The sequence below is a fragment of the Achromobacter sp. SD115 genome, assembly GCF_017355315.1.
Lineage (GTDB): Bacteria > Pseudomonadota > Gammaproteobacteria > Burkholderiales > Burkholderiaceae_B > Achromobacter > Achromobacter xylosoxidans_B.
In genome coordinates this window covers 1-17645 of record NZ_JADIJM010000021.1, presented here as the reverse complement: position 1 = coordinate 17645, position 17645 = coordinate 1, and the positions used below count along the sequence as shown (strand labels likewise).

The 17645-nt window shown below is 66.0% G+C and carries 18 protein-coding genes and 1 tRNA gene; 9 read left to right on the top strand and 10 right to left on the bottom strand.

All coding sequences use genetic code 11. The features are described from left to right. Positions 1-64: 64 nt before the first annotated feature. A complete protein-coding gene (locus IPU70_RS24800; RefSeq protein ID WP_207471410.1) occupies positions 65-1567 on the bottom strand; it encodes an aldehyde dehydrogenase family protein in 1503 nt (500 codons plus the stop codon). A gap of 150 nt (positions 1568-1717) precedes the next feature. Between IPU70_RS24800 and IPU70_RS24795 the strand changes: the two genes are divergently transcribed. The 7 genes from IPU70_RS24795 (at position 1718) to IPU70_RS24765 (ending at position 6855) form a co-directional block, all read left to right on the top strand. Further along, the gene (locus IPU70_RS24795) at positions 1718-2467 is read left to right on the top strand and encodes an amino acid ABC transporter ATP-binding protein (RefSeq protein ID WP_371819076.1); all 750 of its coding nucleotides are present in this window, start codon (positions 1718-1720) and stop codon (positions 2465-2467) included. A 144-nt stretch (positions 2468-2611) separates the two neighbouring features. Then, complete coding sequence (locus IPU70_RS24790; RefSeq protein ID WP_207471408.1) at positions 2612-3403, top strand: ABC transporter substrate-binding protein; 792 nt, start codon at positions 2612-2614, stop codon at positions 3401-3403. Between the two features lie 4 nt (positions 3404-3407). Next, a complete protein-coding gene (locus tag IPU70_RS24785; protein WP_207471400.1) occupies positions 3408-4100 on the top strand; it encodes an amino acid ABC transporter permease in 693 nt (230 codons plus the stop codon). 2 nt (positions 4101-4102) lie between these two features. Beyond that, the gene (locus IPU70_RS24780) at positions 4103-4792 is read left to right on the top strand and encodes an amino acid ABC transporter permease (RefSeq protein WP_054451276.1); all 690 of its coding nucleotides are present in this window, start codon (positions 4103-4105) and stop codon (positions 4790-4792) included. Between the two features lie 11 nt (positions 4793-4803). Further along, entirely contained in the window at positions 4804-6096 is a 1293-nt protein-coding gene (locus IPU70_RS24775) for an FAD-binding oxidoreductase (protein ID WP_207471602.1), read from the top strand. 12 nt (positions 6097-6108) lie between these two features. Continuing rightward, on the top strand, positions 6109-6693 hold the full coding sequence (locus IPU70_RS24770; RefSeq protein WP_207471398.1) for a helix-turn-helix domain-containing protein: 585 nt from the start codon (positions 6109-6111) through the stop codon (positions 6691-6693). 85 nt (positions 6694-6778) lie between these two features. Next, positions 6779-6855, top strand: a tRNA-Arg gene (locus IPU70_RS24765). Between the two features lie 46 nt (positions 6856-6901). Here the strand turns inward: IPU70_RS24765 and IPU70_RS24760 are convergent. The 7 genes from IPU70_RS24760 to IPU70_RS24730 all read right to left on the bottom strand — a co-directional run bounded on the left by IPU70_RS24760 (position 6902) and on the right by IPU70_RS24730 (position 14407). Then, complete coding sequence (locus tag IPU70_RS24760; protein WP_207471396.1) at positions 6902-7861, bottom strand: XdhC family protein; 960 nt, start codon at positions 7859-7861, stop codon at positions 6902-6904. Positions 7862-7863: 2 nt separating this feature from the next. Next, complete coding sequence (locus tag IPU70_RS24755; protein ID WP_207471394.1) at positions 7864-10155, bottom strand: xanthine dehydrogenase family protein molybdopterin-binding subunit; 2292 nt, start codon at positions 10153-10155, stop codon at positions 7864-7866. Beyond that, on the bottom strand, positions 10152-10625 hold the full coding sequence (locus IPU70_RS24750; protein WP_207471387.1) for a (2Fe-2S)-binding protein: 474 nt from the start codon (positions 10623-10625) through the stop codon (positions 10152-10154). The genes IPU70_RS24755 and IPU70_RS24750 overlap by 4 nt, the downstream gene beginning before the upstream one ends. A 237-nt stretch (positions 10626-10862) precedes the next feature. Beyond that, positions 10863-11384, bottom strand: coding sequence for a DUF1697 domain-containing protein (locus IPU70_RS24745; RefSeq protein WP_207471385.1), 522 nt, complete (start codon positions 11382-11384; stop codon positions 10863-10865). Between the two features lie 303 nt (positions 11385-11687). Continuing rightward, entirely contained in the window at positions 11688-12293 is a 606-nt protein-coding gene (locus tag IPU70_RS24740) for a hypothetical protein (protein ID WP_207471383.1), read from the bottom strand. 64 nt (positions 12294-12357) lie between these two features. After that, a complete protein-coding gene (locus IPU70_RS24735) occupies positions 12358-13476 on the bottom strand; it encodes a glycosyltransferase family 4 protein (RefSeq protein ID WP_207471381.1) in 1119 nt (372 codons plus the stop codon). Next, positions 13451-14407: a glycosyltransferase family 9 protein gene (locus IPU70_RS24730; protein WP_207471379.1), complete on the bottom strand. Its 957-nt coding sequence runs from the start codon at positions 14405-14407 to the stop codon at positions 13451-13453. The genes IPU70_RS24735 and IPU70_RS24730 overlap by 26 nt, the downstream gene beginning before the upstream one ends. Positions 14408-14800: 393 nt before the next feature. On the opposite strand from IPU70_RS24730, the gene IPU70_RS24725 reads away from it, so the two are divergent. Together IPU70_RS24725 and IPU70_RS24720 are read left to right on the top strand one after the other, a co-directional pair. Continuing rightward, entirely contained in the window at positions 14801-15199 is a 399-nt protein-coding gene (locus IPU70_RS24725) for a PRC-barrel domain-containing protein (RefSeq protein ID WP_207471377.1), read from the top strand. A 142-nt stretch (positions 15200-15341) separates the two neighbouring features. Further along, positions 15342-15545 carry a hypothetical protein gene (locus IPU70_RS24720; protein WP_207471375.1) on the top strand — a complete coding sequence of 68 codons (204 nt, stop codon included), beginning with the start codon at positions 15342-15344 and terminating at the stop codon, positions 15543-15545. Positions 15546-15548: 3 nt separating this feature from the next. Here the strand turns inward: IPU70_RS24720 and IPU70_RS24715 are convergent, their stop codons facing one another. Next, on the bottom strand, positions 15549-15782 hold the full coding sequence (locus tag IPU70_RS24715; protein ID WP_207471373.1) for a DNA-3-methyladenine glycosylase: 234 nt from the start codon (positions 15780-15782) through the stop codon (positions 15549-15551). Between the two features lie 175 nt (positions 15783-15957). Next, positions 15958-17645 (bottom strand): gamma-glutamyltransferase family protein (locus tag IPU70_RS24710; RefSeq protein ID WP_207471371.1); only part of this gene is annotated, 1688 nt, incomplete at its 5' end.

The following is a 17645-nucleotide window of genomic DNA, read 5'->3' as shown; positions in this document are numbered from 1 at the left end:
GTATGTAGAAAGCGTAAGCCCCCGCGCATGGCGGGGGCTTGTGGGGACAGGGCTGCGCGCGGGCCTACTCGCCGAACTTGATGCCCTGGGCCAGCGGCAGCTGGCGCGAATAATTGATTGTGTTGGTTGCGCGGCGCATGTAGTTGCGCCAGGCGTCCGAGCCCGATTCGCGGCCGCCCCCGGTTTCCTTTTCTCCGCCGAAGGCGCCGCCGATCTCGGCGCCCGAGGTGCCGATATTGACGTTGGCGATGCCGCAGTCCGAGCCGGCCGCGGACAGGAAGGTCTCGGCCTCGCGCAGGTCATTGGTGAAGATGGCGGACGACAGGCCTTGTGGCACGCCGTTCTGCAAGGCCAGGGCCTGGTTGAAATCGGTGTAGCGCATTACGTACAGGATGGGCGCGAAGGTTTCGTGGCAGACCACGTCGGTCTGGCCCGGCATTTCGGCGATGGCGGGGCGCGCGTACCAGGCCTCGGGATACTGCTCGGCCAGCACGCGTTCGCCGCCCGTGACCTTGCCGCCCTGTTCTCGCGCCGCCGTCAACGCGGCCTGCATGGCGTCGAAGGACACGCGGTCGATCAGCGGGCCGACCAGCGTGCCGCTGTCCAGTGGGTTGCCGATGGTGGCGCTGGCATAAGCCTTGTGCAGGCGCTGCACCAGGTCGTCGGCCACGCTTTCGTGCACGATCAGGCGGCGCGTCGTAGTGCAGCGCTGGCCGGCCGTGCCGATGGCGCCGAACACGATGCCGCGCGCGGCCATGTCCAGATCGGCGGTGGGACCGACGATGATGGCGTTGTTGCCGCCCAGTTCCAGCAGCACGCGGCCGAAGCGCTGCGCCACGCGCGGACCCACCTGGCGGCCCATGCGGGTCGAGCCGGTGGCCGACACCAGCGCCACCGCATGCGAATCCACCAGCGCCTCGCCGATCTCGCGGCCGCCGATCAGTACCTCGGACAGGCCGGCGGGCGCATCGCCGAAGCGTTGCGCGGCCTGCGCGAAAAGCGCCTGGCAGGCCAGGGCGGTCAGCGGGGTTTTCTCCGACGGCTTCCAGACCACGGCGTTGCCGCAGACCAGCGCCAGCGCGGCGTTCCAGGACCACACGGCCACCGGGAAGTTGAACGCGCTGATCACGCCGACCACGCCCAGCGGATGCCAGGTTTCCATCATGCGGTGGCCGGGGCGCTCTGAAGCGATGGTCAGACCGTACAGCTGGCGTGACAGCCCAACGGCGAAGTCGCAGATGTCGATCATTTCCTGCACTTCGCCTTCGCCTTCGGCCACGATCTTGCCGGCTTCCAGGCTGACCAGGCGGCCCAGCTCGCGCTTGTGCTGACGCAATATTTCGCCGAACAGGCGCAGCAGTTCGCCGCGGCGCGGCGCCGGCACGTCGCGCCATGCCAGGCTGGCCTGGCGCGCGCGGGTGATGGCGGAATGGGCCTGGGCCACCGTGTGCTCGTGCACCTGAGCCAGTTCGGCGCCGTCTATCGGGCTGCGCGCGCGCAGCGTGCCGCCGGTGAGGGATTCCGGGTTCAGCCCGAGCGCGCGCAGGATGTCTTGGGGAGTGTCCATGCCGGTTCCTTGGGTTGCCTGCGAAGAGCCTGTCTTCGCTTAAGGGTTATGCCTAAGTGGCGATTCTGGAAAAAAATTTACTATACGAAACTCCAGCGTGAATTGCGAAACCTTTTTAAACCAAGGCAGCACTCATACGAAGGTGGATCCGTGGCGGAACCTCTGCTGGTCGTCCAGGCAGTCAGCAAGACCTATCAACGCGACGGGCAGGCCCCGCATCTGGCGTTGGACGGCATCGATTGCCAGCTCGGCCGCGGCGAGGTCATGGTGGTGGTCGGCCCGTCCGGATCCGGTAAAAGCACCTTGCTGCGCACGCTCAACGGCCTGGAAAGCATAGACAGCGGCGCCATCCGCGTGGACGGCGTGTCGCTCACGGACCCGGCCACCGACGTCAACCGCTGGCGCACCGAAGTCGGCATGGTGTTCCAGCACTTCAACCTGTTCCAACACCGTACCGCGCTGGACAATGTCGCGCTACCCCAGCGCGTGGTGCGCGGCCGCGCCCGCGCCGACGCCGAACGCTATGCCCGCGAGCTGCTGGGCCGCGTCGGCATGGGCGACTACGGCGCGCGCTATCCCAGCCAGCTCTCCGGCGGCCAGCAGCAGCGCGTGGCGATCGCGCGCGCGCTGGCCATGGACCCCAAGCTGATGCTGTTCGACGAGGCCACCTCGGCGCTCGACCCCGAAACCGTGGGAGGCATTCTTGAACTGATGCGCGCGCTGGCGCGCGACGGCATGACCATGGCCGTGGTGACCCATGAAATGGGCTTCGCCCGCGACGTGGGCGACCGCGCGCTCTTCATGGACGCCGGCCGCATCGTGGAAATGGGCACGCCGGACGAGGTGTTCGGCCACCCCAAGGAAGCGCGCACCCGCGCCTTCCTGGAAAAGATTCTGTAGTCCCTAGCAGCAAGGTAGCAACGGGCTGTCCGCGCCTGCGCGGCGTCCGGCGGTAACCAGGGCCGGTCCGGCTGATCCGGGCGCTGCCGGCGCACTGTGCTTTGCCCGGAACGACGTGAGTCCATTCACCACAAGGGGTAGGAAATGCTGAAAATCAAACAATGGCTGGGCCTGGCCGGCGTCGCCCTGGCGGCCGCCACGGTGGCCTTGCCGGCTCAGGCCGACGAGCTGGGCGACATCCTCAAGCGCGGCGAGCTGCGCGTCGCGGTGCAGACCTCCGGGCCGCTGATGAGCTTCATGGACAAGACCGGCAAGCGCACCGGCCTGGCCGTGGAAGTGGCCAAGCGCATGGCCGACGACCTGGGCGTGAAGCTGGTGCTGCAGGACTACGAGTGGAAGGGCCTGATTCCGGCGCTGCTGTCCGGCAAGGCCGACATGGTGGCCGCCGACATGACGCCCACGCCGCAGCGCGCGGCCCAGGTGCTGTTCTCCACCCCGATGTTCTATGCGGACACCGTGGCCGTGGTACCGAAGGATTCGCCCTACAAGTCGTACGAGGAACTCAACAAGGACGGCGTGACCGTGGGCGTGCTGGGCGCCAGCACCTATGCGGAAGTGGGCAAGAAGATGCTGCCCAAGGCCACCATGAAGGAATTCTCGGGCGGCAGCGCGCCGGTCGGGCAGGCCCTGTCCAGCGGCCGGCTGGACGCCGGCATCATGTCGCTGTCCACCGCCAACCAGTTCCTGGTCGACTTCGGCAACCTGCGCGTGCTGGACGGCATCATGGTGCGCGAGCCCCTGGCCTTCGCCGTCGGGCCCAACGCTTTCCGCCTGAAGTTCTGGCTGGATAACTGGCAGACGCTGAAGACGGCCGACAACACGCTGCCGGAACAGGTGAAGTACTGGTACTCCACCGACTGGAAGAAAGACCACTGAGCCCATGGACTGGCTGCTCGATTTCTATAACTGGCGCATCGTCAGCCAGTACACGGGCCAGTTCGCCACCGGTCTGGCCAACACCCTGATCGCGGCGGGCGCAAGCCTGGTGCTGTCGGTGCTGGCCGGCGTTCCGCTGGCGCTTGCCCATATGTCGCCCCGCGCCGCCGTCTGGCGGCCGGTGGCGGCCTATGTGCAATTCATCCGTTCCACCCCCTTGCTGGTGCAGATCTACCTGGTCTATTACGCCGTACCCATGCTGGTGCCGGGCGCCAAGGGCTGGAGCGAGATGCTGCTGGGCATCATGGCGATGACGCTGCACCATGCGGCCTACATGAGCGAGATCATCCGCGTGGGCATCGAATCCGTGCCGCGCGGCCAGATCGAAGGCGCCAAGGCTTGCGGCATGAATTACGGCCAGCGCCTGCGCTATGTGGTGCTGCCGCAGGCGTTCGCCAATACGCTGCCGCCCCTGCTGGGCCAGACCGCCGTGCTGATCAAGGACACCTCGCTGCTGTCGCTGATCACCGTGTTCGAACTGGTCGCGGCTGGCGTGCAGATGAACAGCGACCGCATCGTGCCCAACGAGAGCTTCCTGACCATCGCGGCCGGCTATCTGCTGATCTATGCCTGCATGCTGCTGCTGTCGCGCGGCGTGAGCCTTTGGCTGGCGGGTCCCGCCTGGAACGCGAGGTAAGCATGCTGGATTCCTATCTCTCCACCGCCGGCGTCGTGCTGCCCTTCCTGCTGAAGGGCTTCTGGGAGACCTTGAAGATCTCCTTCGTGGCCATCATCGCCGGCTCCCTGCTGGGTTTCGTGATCGGCGTGATCCGCAGCTACCGCATCCGCGGCGTGCATCAGCTGCTGGGCCTGTACATCCACATCCTGCGCGGCACGCCGTTCCTGGTGCAGCTCTATATCTTTTATTTCGTGCTGCCCAGTTCGGGCATCGAAATGCTGCATTGGGATTCCGGCACCGCCGCCTTCGTGTCGCTGTCCGTCTACACCTCCTGCTACGTAGCCGAGATCGTCATGGGCGCGATCCAGGCCGTGCCGCGCGGCCAGACCGAAGGCGCCATGACGCTGGGCCTGAGACCGTTCCAGATCCTGCGCCTGGTCATCCTGCCGCAGGCCATGCGCCTGATCGTGCAGCCCATGAGCGGCGTCTACGTCATGTTGATCAAAAGCACCGCGATTCTTTCCGTGGTGGGCATCACCGAACTGACGCGGCAAGGCGAGGTCTTCATCATCACCTTTCCGGCCAAGTCGCTGTTCATCTACGGCATGATCGCCGCCATCTACTTTATCTATTGCTACCCGCTGCTGCGCCTGGCCAACTGGCTGGAGAAGCGCTTGACGGGCGGCTTGCAGGGCGCAGGCCTGAACTGATGCCGACCACCATGGCTTCCGAGTACATCGACACCTACTACAAGCGCACGCTGGCCGACAGCGACACCCGCTATGCGCCCCTGTCCGGCACCTCCAGCACCGACGTCTGCGTGGTCGGAGCCGGACTGGCCGGCCTGTCCACCGCACTGGAACTGGCCCGCCGCGGCCGCGACGTCACCTTGCTGGAAGGGCGGCGCATCGCGTGGGGGGCGTCGGGACGCAACGGCGGCTCGGTGTCACCGGCATTCTCGGCAGGGGCCGACGCCATCAGGAAACACGTCGACGAAGACCACTACCGCAAGCTCTACCGGCTGTCGATGGAGGGCGTGGAGATCATCCGCAACAACATCCGCGACCTGGGCATCGTCGACGCCCGCAAGGTCGACGGCCGGCTGCGCGTGGTGCGTTACGAGGCGACCGACTCCCTGCGGCAGTGGTGCGACAGCCAGCAGCGCGACTTTGGCCGCGAGGTGCGCCTCTTGAGCCGCAATCAGGTCCGCGAGCGCCTGCTGTCCGATGTCTACCACCAGGGCGTGGAGGACCCCACGTCCTTCCACTTCCATCCGCTGAACTACGCCCGCGCGCTGGCCCGTGAATGCGCGAGCCTGGGCGTGCGCATCCACGAGGACTCGCCCGTCACGCAGGCGGCCCTGGACGGCGCGGTCAAACGCCTGAAGACGGAGCAGGGCCAGGTCGAGGCCCGCACCGTGGTGCTGGCCACCGGCGGCTACACCGAGAGCGTGGTGCCCGCGCTGCGCCGCGCGATGCTGCCCATCGCCACCTACATCATGCTGACGGAACCGTTGGGCGACCGGGTGCTCGACGCCATACGGACCACCGCCGCCGTCGGCGACGACCGGCGCGCCGGCAACTATTACCGCGTGCTCGACGGCGGGCGCATCGGCTGGGGCAGTAGAATCACCACCCGTGTCGACGACCCGCCCGATCTGGCGGAGTCGCTGCGCCGCGAACTGCTCTCTGTCTATCCCCAATTGCAGGGGCTGCAAGTGGAGACGGCGTGGTCGGGGCGCATGGCCTACGCGCGGCATCTGATGCCGCAGATCGGCCAGCTGTCGCCGGACGTCTGGTACTGCACGGCATTCGGCGGACATGGCATGAACACCGCGTCGATCGGCGGCCGGGTGGTGGCCGAGGGGATCGCGGGCGACACCCAGCGCTACAAGCTGTTCGCGCCTTTTGGATTGGCGTGGAACGGCGGCGGCTTTGGCACGGCGGCGGTGCAACTAACTTATTGGTCATACCAGGCGCGCGACTGGTGGCGGGAGCGGCGGTCGCGCGCATGACAGGGTGCATAGATGGAAGGCAACAAACAGAGCGTGTTGGCACAGCGGCTGCGAGCCTTGCGCCAGGCGCGGGCGTGGACCTTGAAGCAGGCGGCCGCGGCCACCGGCGTGTCCGCGTCCACGTTGTCCAAGATCGAAAACAGCCTGCTGTCGCCCACCTATGACAACCTGATCAAGATCGCGGCCGGCCTGGAACTGGACGTGGCCGAACTTTTCACCGCGTCCGACGCCCACATGGGCACCGGCCGCCGCAGCCTGAGCCGCCAGGGGGAAGGACGCCAGTACGACACCCCGTACTACGACCACCGCCTGCTGTGCACCGCGCTGTCGCACAAGCGCATGATGCCCTTCCATACCCGGGTCAAGGCGCGCTCCTTCGAAGAATTCCACGACTGGAGCCGCCACCGCGGCGAGGAATTCGTCTACGTCCTGGAAGGCGAGGTCGAGCTCTACACCGAGTTCTACGAACCCGCCCGCCTCAAGGCCGGGGAAAGCTTCTATATAGACAGCCGGATGGGCCACCGGGTGATCAGCCTGAGCCTGGAGGATGCGCTGGTGCTGTGGGTGTCGACCCACGCGGATATAGGCGAGGAATAGGGCGCCAGCGCCGCCGGCCTGCCAAGCGGGCCGCAACAAGGTAAAATGCGCCGCCCGGATCGTTTCCGGGCCATCACCACACCGCGCGGCAGTAGCTCAGCTGGATAGAGCACGGGCCTTCTAAGCCCGGGGTCGGGGGTTCGAGCCCCTCCTGCCGCGCCAGAAACTCCTATGTCAGGAACCGGATGCCGCCAGACAGCGCGGCAGGCTATGCAATTCCGTTCTTGACGGCAAGTATCTCCGCCATGATGCTCACCGCGATTTCCGCGGGCGTCTTGCTGCCGATGTGAATGCCGACTGGTGCGTGCAGCCGTTCCAGGGATGCGGCGGTTTCGCCGAAATGTTCCAAGAACCGCTGCCTGCGGATGCCCGTATTGCGGCGCGAACCAATGGCGCCCACGTAAAACGCCGGGCTGTGAAGTGCTTCCAGAAGCGCAAGATCGTCCAGCTTGGGATCATGGCTCAAGGCGACGATGCAGGTGCGCGTGTCGGGGGCCAGTGCCAGCACGGCGTCATCGGGCATTTCCCGTGTGATGTGCACGCCGGGAACGGACCAGCTGCCTACGTGTTCCCCCCGCGGATCGCAGACCGTCACGGCAAAGTCGTTGAACAAGGCCATGGTGGCCAGGTATTCCGCCAATGCGCCTGCGCCGATGAGCAGCATCCGGTACTGCGGCCCAAGCGTGGAACAAAGCGTCGCGCCGTCGAATTGCACTGCCGCGGGCGTCGAGGCCGGCGCCAATGTCACCGCTCCGGTGGTTACATCGACGGTGCGCTGGACCAACTGGCCGGATTCGAGCCGCCGGACCAGGGCGTCCAGCGTTTCGTAGTCCGGCAGGAACTCCAGCAGCAGCTCCAGCGTGCCGCCGCAAGGCAGTCCGAACCGGCGCGCTTCGTCGGCTTCAATCCCGTAGCGCACCAGTTCCGGCGCGCCTTGCGCAATGGCGCCCTCGCCAAAGGCGCGGGTATACCGGTGTATCAGGTCGTCTTCGATGCAGCCGCCGGATACGGAGCCGACGCAGCGTCCGTCTTCACGCAGGGCCATCATGGAGCCGACGGGGCGCGGCGATGAACCCCAGGTCTTGACCACCGTGGCCAGCAGCAGCCTGTGCCCCTCCGCCAGCCAGGCGCGGGCTTCGCGCAAAACTCGGACGTCGACCGTCTCCATGCCTAGGCTACCCTGCGCACCGGCAGGCTGCGGATCCGCTTGCCGGTGGCCGCAAAGATGGCGTTGCACAGCGCGGGCGCCACCGGCGGTACCGGGGGCTCGCCCACGCCGCCCGGAGGCAGGGCGTGATCGTCGTTGACCAGATGCGTGCGGATCACGCGCGGCGAAGCATTGTGGCGCAGCACTTCATAGTCGTGGAAGTTGCTCTGCTTCACGCGGCCCTGCTCGAACGTAATCTCGCTGGCAAGGGCAAGACCCAGGCCCATGATGGCACCGCCTTCCATCTGCGCGCGGATGCGTTCTGGGTTGATTTGCGGGCCGCAGTCCATCGCCATGTCCACGGCCACCACGCGCACCTCGCCCTTTGCATCCACGGCCACTTCGACCACGGTGGCGGTGTAGCTCATGAAGCTGTAGCAGAATGCCAGCCCGAGGCCATGGCCCTGGGGCAGGGTTCTGCCCCATTCCGCGCCTTGGCAAGCCGCTTCGATCACGCCGCGCAGGCGGCCCGTGTCATAGGGGTAGCGCTCGGGGGATTCTGAGTAATTCCAGGTGTCGGCCATCGTGCCCGGGTCGATCCTGCGCGCCGGGCCGATGAGGTCGAGCGCGAAATCCTTGGGATCCTTGCCCGCGTGGTGGGCCAATTCTGCAATGAAGCACTGGGCCGCGTAGGCATGCGGAATGTTGGCTACCGAGCGAAACCAGCCGATGCGGGCATGGGCTTCCACTTCGGCCGTTTCCACCCGGACGTTGGGAATGCGGTACGGCATGTTGATGGCCGACATGGCCGATTCGAACAGCTGCTGGCCCTTGGCGCCTTCCGCGAAGAGAGAGGCGATGGTGGGGGCGGCGCTGCGGTGCAGCCAGGACTGGACTTGGCCGTTCTGGTCCAGGACGGCCTCCAGGCGTTCGACCGACACGGTATGCAGATAGTCATGGTGAATGTCGTCCTCGCGAGTCCACACCAGCTTGACTGGCGTGCCTTCGGGCATGGCGCGGGCGACGATGGCGGCCTCGTCCACGAAATCGGGCTTGGACTTGCGGCCGAACCCACCGCCCAGCAGCAAGACATTGAGCGTGACGTTGGAGGGCTCCAGTTTCAGCCGGGCGGCGACGGCGTCGCGCGCGGCGATGGGGTTCTGGATCGACGTCCAGACCTCGGCGCGGCCATCCTTGATCCGGACGGTGGCGGCCGGCGGTTCCATCGAGGCATGGGCCAGATGGGGAACGTAGTACTCCGCGGCGACGCGCTCGGCTTCGGGCGCCTTGGCCCAGGTTTGCGCGGCATCGCCCTGGCTGCGCATCGTCTTGCCGGGCTTGCGCGCCGCCGCTTCCAGCGTCTGGCGGTAGGCGCTTGAGTCATAGCTGGCGTTGGGGCCGTCGTCCCATTCGATTTCCAGCGCGTCGCGGCCTTGGCGGGCCGCCCAGGTGTTGCGCGCGACGATGGCGACGCCGCCCAGGGGCTGGAACGCGGGTGCCCCTTGCATCGGCGGAATCTCCACGACCTTCAGCACGCCGGGCATGGCCAGCGCCTTGGCGCTGTCGAGACGGCGCAGCTTGCCGCCGACGACGGGTGGACGCGCGACGACGGCATAGACCATGTCGGGCAGGCGCATATCCATGCCGTAGCTGGCCTGGCCCTTGCCGATGGCCTCCAGGTCCACCAGGCGCACCTGGTCCTTTCCGATGTAGCGGAACTCTTTCCGATCCTTGAGCTTGAGCGCATCGCCCGTGGGGACAGGCTGTTTGGCCGCGTCGGCCGCCAGCTCGCCATAAGTCAAACGGCGGCCGGATGGCTGATGCAGCACCTCATGTTGCACCGCCTTGACCTCGGCCAGAGGAACGGACCAACGCGCCGCCGCCGCGGCTTCGAGCATCTGGCGGGCGGCCGCGCCCACGCGCCGCATGGGCATCAGGAAGTGGCGCACGCTGCGCGAGCCATCCACGTTCTGGTTGCCATAGCGCGCTTCATCGGCCTGCGCCTGTATGACTTTCACGCGCTCCCAGCGCGCTTCCATTTCGTCGGCCACCACCATGGGCAGGCTGGTGCGCACGCCCGTGCCCATTTCGGCCCGGTGCGCGACGATGGTGACGGTGCCGTCCGCGGCGATGCTGACGAAAACCAGCGGATCGTCGACGGTGCCGCCGGGCATGCTGTCAGCGCCGTACTTCTGGGCGGAGGACTCGGCGGCCCAGGCTGTCGTGATCAAACCTTTGGTCGTGACCGTCAGGGTGAACGCGCCCAAGGCGCCCTGCAGAAAGCCGCGCCGGGAAAGTTGAGCAGTGTGCGTCATTGCTTGCCTCCCTGGGCAAGGAGCTTGGCAGCCTGCTGGATGGCTGCGCGGATGCGGGGGTAGGTGCCGCAACGGCAGATATTGCCGCTCATGGCGTCCTCGATGTCTTGATCCGTCGGCTGCGCCGAGGCCTTGAGCAGGCTTACCGCGGTCATGATCTGGCCCGCCTGGCAGTAGCCGCATTGGGCAACGTTCTGTTCTATCCAGGCTTGCTGCACGGCCCGGCCGACCGCATCCGCCTCTATCCCTTCGATGGTCGTGATGCTGTGGCCAGCCACGGTGGAGAGCGGAGTGACACAGGACCGGATCGGCGCGCCGTCCATGTGCACGGTACAGGCGCCGCACAATGCCATACCGCACCCGAACTTGGTGCCGGTCATGCCGAGTTCATCCCGTAAAGTCCAGAGCAGGGGCGTTTCGCCCGGGACGTCGATATCCTTAGCCTGGCCGTTGATTTGAAGTTGGGTCATGGAGGAATCCTTGGAGGGAGGGCATGGCCGGAGAAAGCTTGCCTGAACCGTGAGTGAATCACTTCTTTAAATCGGAATTCTGCCTAAAAGTTCAAAAATTCTGCCTAATTGTTCTAAATGGAACTCAAGCGCGAAGAGCCTGAGCCGGTGGCGAGAGTGCGCCGCGCCCGATTGACCTCTTGTTGCAGCCGCTGCTTCAGCAACTGATATGCGTGCGATCTGTTGCAGGGCATGCCGTCATTTGTTGCCTGGCGCGGCTGCGAGTTGAGCAAGTTTCGCTATGGTGTTGATGTTGCGGGCAGTTCCGCCAGCCCCGGCCGGGATCCTGAGTTTCGACCGGCCCATGCCCGAGCCATAAGCGACATAGATTTCCCGCTTGCCCAGGCTGACCTCTTCATCCTGCCTGCCCTTTACCGCCTCCAATGTGCCGGCGGGGGGCGGAGCATCCAGGAATATGGCGACGGTCCAGTTGGGTGGGGCATCAGGGAATGGATTGGCCTTAAGAACGTCGGCCATCTCTTGCGCGTTGCGCACGATGACGCCCACTGGCTTTGCGGCATAGGCCATCAGACGCTTCTCCAGGGCTGCCTTGACATCAGCCTCGGACCCTTCGGCGGAGAAAACGACATTGCCGCTGGCGATATAGGTCCGGATATTGCCGAAACCTTCTGCCTCGCACATCGCCTTCAAGTCGGACATCGGCAGCTTGCCCGTTCCGCCGACATTCACGGCACGCAAAAGGGCAACATATGAGGTCATCCGGTCTCCTTGTAGCGTCGTTCCCGGAAATTGACGCGCGCCAGGGGATATAGGCCTTGCTGGCGCGAGAGATACTGGAACCTTTCTTGAGGTTTCCCTGGTGATCCCTGCGCCATTCTACGTGCCGTGTGCCGTGTGGCTGTCCGGCGCTACGCGAGGTTGGGTCAGGACCCGGTCCGTCGCTGATTTTCGTCATGCCCGGGAACGGTGGTCGAGGCGACCGCCAAGGGCGAATGCAGGTAATGTGGTGGCTCCGGCTCGCGTCCCGCCGTCTTTCTGGCGGGGTTCGCGAAACACCCTTGCCTACTGGCTGAACTCAAACACATAACTATTCGCCGACCCCGCCGCGCGGTTGTACAGCGGGCACCAGCCGTTGACCGGCGCGACTTCGCAGTAGCGGTTGCGGCCAAATACCTGGGCGATCTTCCAGTCCTGGGTCTGGTCGGCGCGTTCCAGCAGGTACTGCATGCGCACGCCGCGTTCCTTGCGGTCGCGCTCATCGTTGTCCACGGGGAAGCCGGGGGTCGAGGGCGTGGTGTTGCGGATCTGGGCGACGACGAAGGCGCGCGTGTCGGACTGGACGTCGACGTTGACGACGCTGCGCTCGTAGGTTTCGAGGCTGCACTTTTCGTCGCCGTTCTGGCGCGCCTGGAGCTGCGCCGTGGACAGGGAGTCTTCGGCCGCGCTGAACGGACGGTACAGTTCGGCCATTTCCTTGCAGGCGGTGGCGGTGTAGCGGTCGTGCGCGTCACGGACCTGCCACCAGGATTTCACCGCTGCTTCGGGCGTATTGGCGGCCAGCTGTAGTTTCGGCGTGGCGGCTTGCAGCCGTTCCCAGGGGGTTTCTTCCTGCTTGGAGCAACCGGTCAAGGCGATTGCCAGGACGAGCAGTAGGGCGGGCTTGGTCACGGTACTGAATCGGGTAAATAAATCGGGGGCACCATGATAGCGCTTTCGTCGTGGCGTTCGTCCGTCAACCGGGACGCAGCGCGCGCTTGTACGCCTCCAGGGTGCTGAACATCTTGCCCGCCAAGCGGAAGTTCGCGTCCGCATAGGCGCGGGCGTTGCCGACCATGGCCGCAGTCTGCGCGGGGTTGCCGCGGATCTGCATGATGCGGTTTGCGTAGGCGGCGACGTCGCCCGGCGGCGCCAGCCAGCCGGTCTGGCCCGGCGTCACGATTTCCGGCAGGCCGCCCACATCGCTGGCGACCACCGGCCGCCGCGCCGCATAGGACTCGGGCACGACCCGCGACCAGGCTTCGGTGGCAGATGGCACCAGCACCACGTCGGCGGCGCGGATCATCTCTGCAACATTGTTGCGATGGCCGGCGAACACCACATGCTCTGATACGCCCAGGTCCACGCTCAGTTGATGCAACGCGTAGGCGTAGGGCTTGGTGCTGGCCGTGGGCATGCCGACCACCAGCGCGATGGCGGGCAGGCCCTGGGCGCGCAGCCGCTGCACCACGCGCAGCAGGTCGGACTGGCCTTTCTCGGGGCGTAGCATGCCTATGGTGGCGATGACGTAGGCGCTGTCGGGAGCGCGCATGTCCAGGGCTTGCCGGCTGCGCAGGCGCGCCTGCGGGGTGTCGTCAGATTGGAAGAACTCGTCGGCGGCCCATTCTCCGACCACGCTGACCTGTTCAGGGGCGGCCAGGCGCGCGGCCAGGAGTTCCTGTTTGCCCAGCAGGCTGGTCGCGATGACGTGGTCGCACCCAAGTTTCCACTCCAGCCGGCGCCGCGGCGAGGAGCGCATGGGCTTGGCGAAATGGCGCGTCCTGACGACCGCGCACAGGTCGCGGCACAGCGCGGCGGTCTTGCCGTCCGCCCGGCTGTGGCTGTCGATGATGTCGATGCGCAACGCCTTGACGGCGCGCCGCAGCTTCAGGACCGTGGCGGGCGAGTAGGCGGAATCGAAGGCGATGTCCACGGCGCGCAGGCCGCGCTGCCGCGCTTCGCGCCCGATTTCGCTGTCCGCGGGAGCGGCGATAGCCACTTCGTAGCCGTGGCGTTGCAGCCATGCCGATTGTTCGAGGACGCGGAACTCCAGGCCGCCCAGGCTGCGTTCAGCCAACGTATGCAGGATGCGCATGATGTTCCAGGACTTTGCGGCATGCGGCCAGCACGTCGTCGGGCGTGATGGCGTTGATGCCGTCGCGGGGATGGCGGGGAACGACCGCGGCGGAGTAGGGCCGGTCCCAGAACCACTCGGGATTGGACTCGTTGAATACGCCGACATAGGGCACGCAGGCGCCTTGCGCGATATGCGAGGGGCCGCAATCATTGGCCACGACGAGGCGCGCGCGCAGCATGATGGCGCTGAGCTCCGGCACAGAGCGGCAATAGGCGATAGAGAACTCCGGACGCCGCAAGGTTTCGAGTTTGTCGCGTTCGACGGTTTCCTGTTCTCCCAGCACGAACAGGAAGCGGGTGTCCTGGCCCAGCAGCAGCTTGAGTCTTTCGGCCAGGCGCAGATAGTTCAGCAGGCTCCAACGCTTGAAGGCGCCTGAACCGCCGCCGGGAATCAGCACCACGTCGGCGCGCGGAGCTTCATCGATATGCGGGCGCGCCAGCGCCTGGAAACAGCGCCGCGCCGCGAGCTCGGCGTCGAATCCGCGGTACGACGCCAGCAGGCGCAGATTGGCCAGGCCGATGTATTCGGCAATGTTCTTGCGGTGGCAATGCGTCCAGACCAGATCGCTCACGCGTTCGTTGCGAAAGCCGAAGCGCAAGGCGGGCCGGCGCAGCAGGTTGAGCAGGCCGAAGCGCTCGCTGCTGTGATGCAGGCTGACGCAGACCGGGGTGTTCTTCCTCAGGGTGCGCAGGTAGTCGCCGAAGGTGGTGGCGCGCACGAACTCGTCGACCCAGGGCACGCCCCGGTAGAAGCCGGCCAGGTCGTCGCGGGCGACTACCCGGATCCGCCTGGATGCCCACCAGGTTTTCAATTGATAGAGCGCCGGCAGGGCGACGATCTGGTCGCCCAGCCGAGGCTGGCTTCTGACATAGACAACAACTTCCGGCATGGGTGGCCTCGTTTGCGCGGCAGCGATTTTTCGGGGGTCCGGGGACCGCTGCCGCGCAATGTATCGATCGAGTCGAACGAATCTTTCCGAGGTCTTTTAAGGAGTGTGAAAAACATGCCGGCGCTACTGCACAAAATTAAACAACCGTCCGGGGCCCGCCGGCCATGCCGTGGCGGCGACTTACTTGGCCCCCCCTCTTGGGATACCCAGGAGGCGGCGTGGCGCCGCGTCCGCGCGTGCTCGGCAGGTTGTCGTTGGCCTCGCGATATTGGTCGGCGTGCTGGACGGCGAGGCGGGCATGACGCTTGCTGGAGTGCTTATTGCGGATCGGCGCACAGGGTGCCGCCGCAACCGGAGTTCAACGTGGGGATAGGCCCCGCACAGGAGAAACGCATGGAGCATCAAACCAATATTGTTGGCGGACCCAAGGGCTCGGCGACGGGGCCTGGCCCGGAAGTCATGGCTGCGGACACCCTGGAGGGCAATGATGTCGTCAACGCGGCGGGCGAGGGGTTGGGGTCCATCAAGGACATCATGATAGATGTGCCGCGCGGACGAGTCGCTTATGCGGTGTTGTCGAGGGGCGGCATTCTGGGGATGGGCGACAAGCTTTTTGCGATTCCATGGGCGGCATTGACCCTGGACACGGACCGCAAGTGCTTCATCCTGAATGTAGACAAGGAGGTGTTGAAGAACGCACCGGGTTTCGACAAGGATGATTGGCCCAGGATGGCGGATGAAAGTTGGGCGCTGAGCGTGCACAAGTACTACAACCAGGATCCCTACTGGTAAGTCGGAAGTGATGAAGAGGGCGGCTATCAGCCGCCCTTTTTTGCGGCAGCCATGGCCCCACGGGGTGAACTGCCCAGGCCGCGGGCACACCGCTTGCTGATGTAGCGGACTGCTGCATCCCCTTACCTCCAGGAGTAGCGTCATGGACAAGTTTGAACGCGATACGACGGCGCCTTCCGCCGAGATTTTGAGCCAAGGTGAACTCAGGGCGCGGCGCACGCTGGAAGCCGCGCGGCGCTTGCTCGACCCCCACGCGGAGCCAGCGGCGACGGTCTCGCCGGTCGAGGCCGAACTCCAGCGCTACGTCAAGGAAGCGTATCGCCGGCGCTCTTACACGTATGGCTGAGCATTAGGGCTGCTGCTCGTCCCAGACAGACATGTGCCGGTATTGTTCGGCGCGCGCCAGCGTGCGGTAGAAATCCGCGCCGACGCGTATCAGCCTTTCCAGTTCCTCGGGCGGCAGCCGCGGCTGCAGCGCGACCAGGCATTCGGCATAGTTGGCCAATACTTCGGGCCAGTCATTGAAGTCCCGGTCGATCGCTGGCGTGGCGATCATGTGTGCCAATAGTTCCTCGCGATCCATATGCATGTTCCGCAGTAAGCGCACGGGTTGCAGATACGCCTGCAGGTCTGCGCATCTAGTGGGGTACTTGGCGTTCACCAGCAATCGCTGTTCCCGCTTATTGCACCCAAGTGGCTCGGCAGATGCAGCAGGCGTCATGCCTGGCGCTGCCGTGCGTTCCGGACGCCGCGCCGACTTACCATCCCGCCGCGTACGCCGGCCGGCGCGGGTCCGCGCCGCCCCAGCGCACGGCGCTATCCAGGTCATGCCTGACCATGCAAACGGCGCCGGCCCGCCAGCTGTGGCCTTGCCACCATTTGACGGTATGACCCATTTCGGCAAGCTTTTCGCCCGCGCCGCGCGCGATCATGTCTTCGATCATCAGCCGGCCCGGCATGGCGTTGTGCGGTTCGAACGACGAGGGGAAGCTGAAGCTTGCAAAGCGCGGAGCCTCGACCGCCTGTTGCACGTCCATGCCGAATACCTCCATGTTCAGGAAGGTCTGCAGCATGGCCTGGCACTGTACGTCGCCCCCGGGCGTGCCGAAAGGCATGACATATTGGCCGGGCCGGATGGCCAGCGAGGGGTTGGGCGTGAGCCGCGGGCGGCGGCCCGGCCCGATCGCGCAGGGATGGCCGGCCTCGGCCCAGGATTGGCTGCCGCGCCCGGAAGCGCAGATGCCGGTTCCTGGAATGACGGGGACGTTGTAGGAGCCGTCGCTGGGCGTGGCCGAAAAGGCGTTGCCCTCCCTGTCCACTACCGCCACGTAGGAGGTATCCAGACGCGGATCCGTGCGCGCCATGTCGTCGGGGCCGGCGGCGCGCAGATCGATGGCGCGCGCCTCGGGCAGCGCGCCCGCCGGCGGCATGTCCGGACCGGCGCGATCCCGGGCGATCATGGCCAGCCGCGCGCGCGCATATTCCTTGGACAGCAAGGCCGCTTGCGGCACCTGGGCATGGCGGGGATCGGCGTAGTGCACCTCGCGGTCGGCAAAAGCCAGTTTGATGGCTTCGGCCAGCAGATGTACATAGGGGGCGGAGTTGTGGCCCAGGGCGCGCAAATCGCAGGGCTCAAGAATGTTCAGCATTTGCAGCAGCGAGGGGCCCTGGCACCAGAAGCCGCAGCTGTGCACCTGCGTGCCGTGAAAGTCGGTGGACAGCGCGGGTTCGACCTCGACGGAAAAGCCGCCCAGGTCCTCGTGGGTGACCAGCCCGCCTTCCTCGCGGTGGTACCTGACGATGGCCGCGGCGATGTCGCCTTCGTAGAACGCGCGGCGGGCCGCGGCCAGGCCGGCCTGCCGGCCATCGCCGCGATGGGCGCGTTCTTCGTCGGCCATGTACTGGATGCTGCGCGCCAGGTCGGCCTGGCGGAATATCGATCCTGGCGCTGGCGGCTTGCCGCCGGGCAGGTAGATGGCGGCGCTGGACGCCCAGCGGGCGTAGTTCCTTTCGTTTTCGGCCAGTACCTCGGCCATCAGCGGGTACATGACGAAGCCTTCGCGCGCCAGCCGGATGGCGCCGGCCGCGACCTCGCCGAAGCCCATGGTGCCGAATCGCTCCAGCGCGGTGATCCAGGCGTCGGGCGCGGCCGGAATGACGGTGCGCAGCACGCCCGCCGGGATCGTGCCGGCGTGTTTTTCCAGGAAGGTCTCCAGGCGCGCGGCCTTGGGCCAATAGCCCAGCCCGGAAATGCTCCACACCTTGCGGGTCTTGGCCTGGTAGACCAGGATGGGGGCGACGCCGCCGAAGTTGACGATGTCGCTCTGAACCACGCCCAAGGCGATGCCGGCGGCAACGCCGGCGTCGACGGCGTTGCCGCCCGCCTGGAGTATGTCCATGCCGGCCTGCGTGGCCAGGTAGTGGCCGGCCGAGATCATGTGATTCA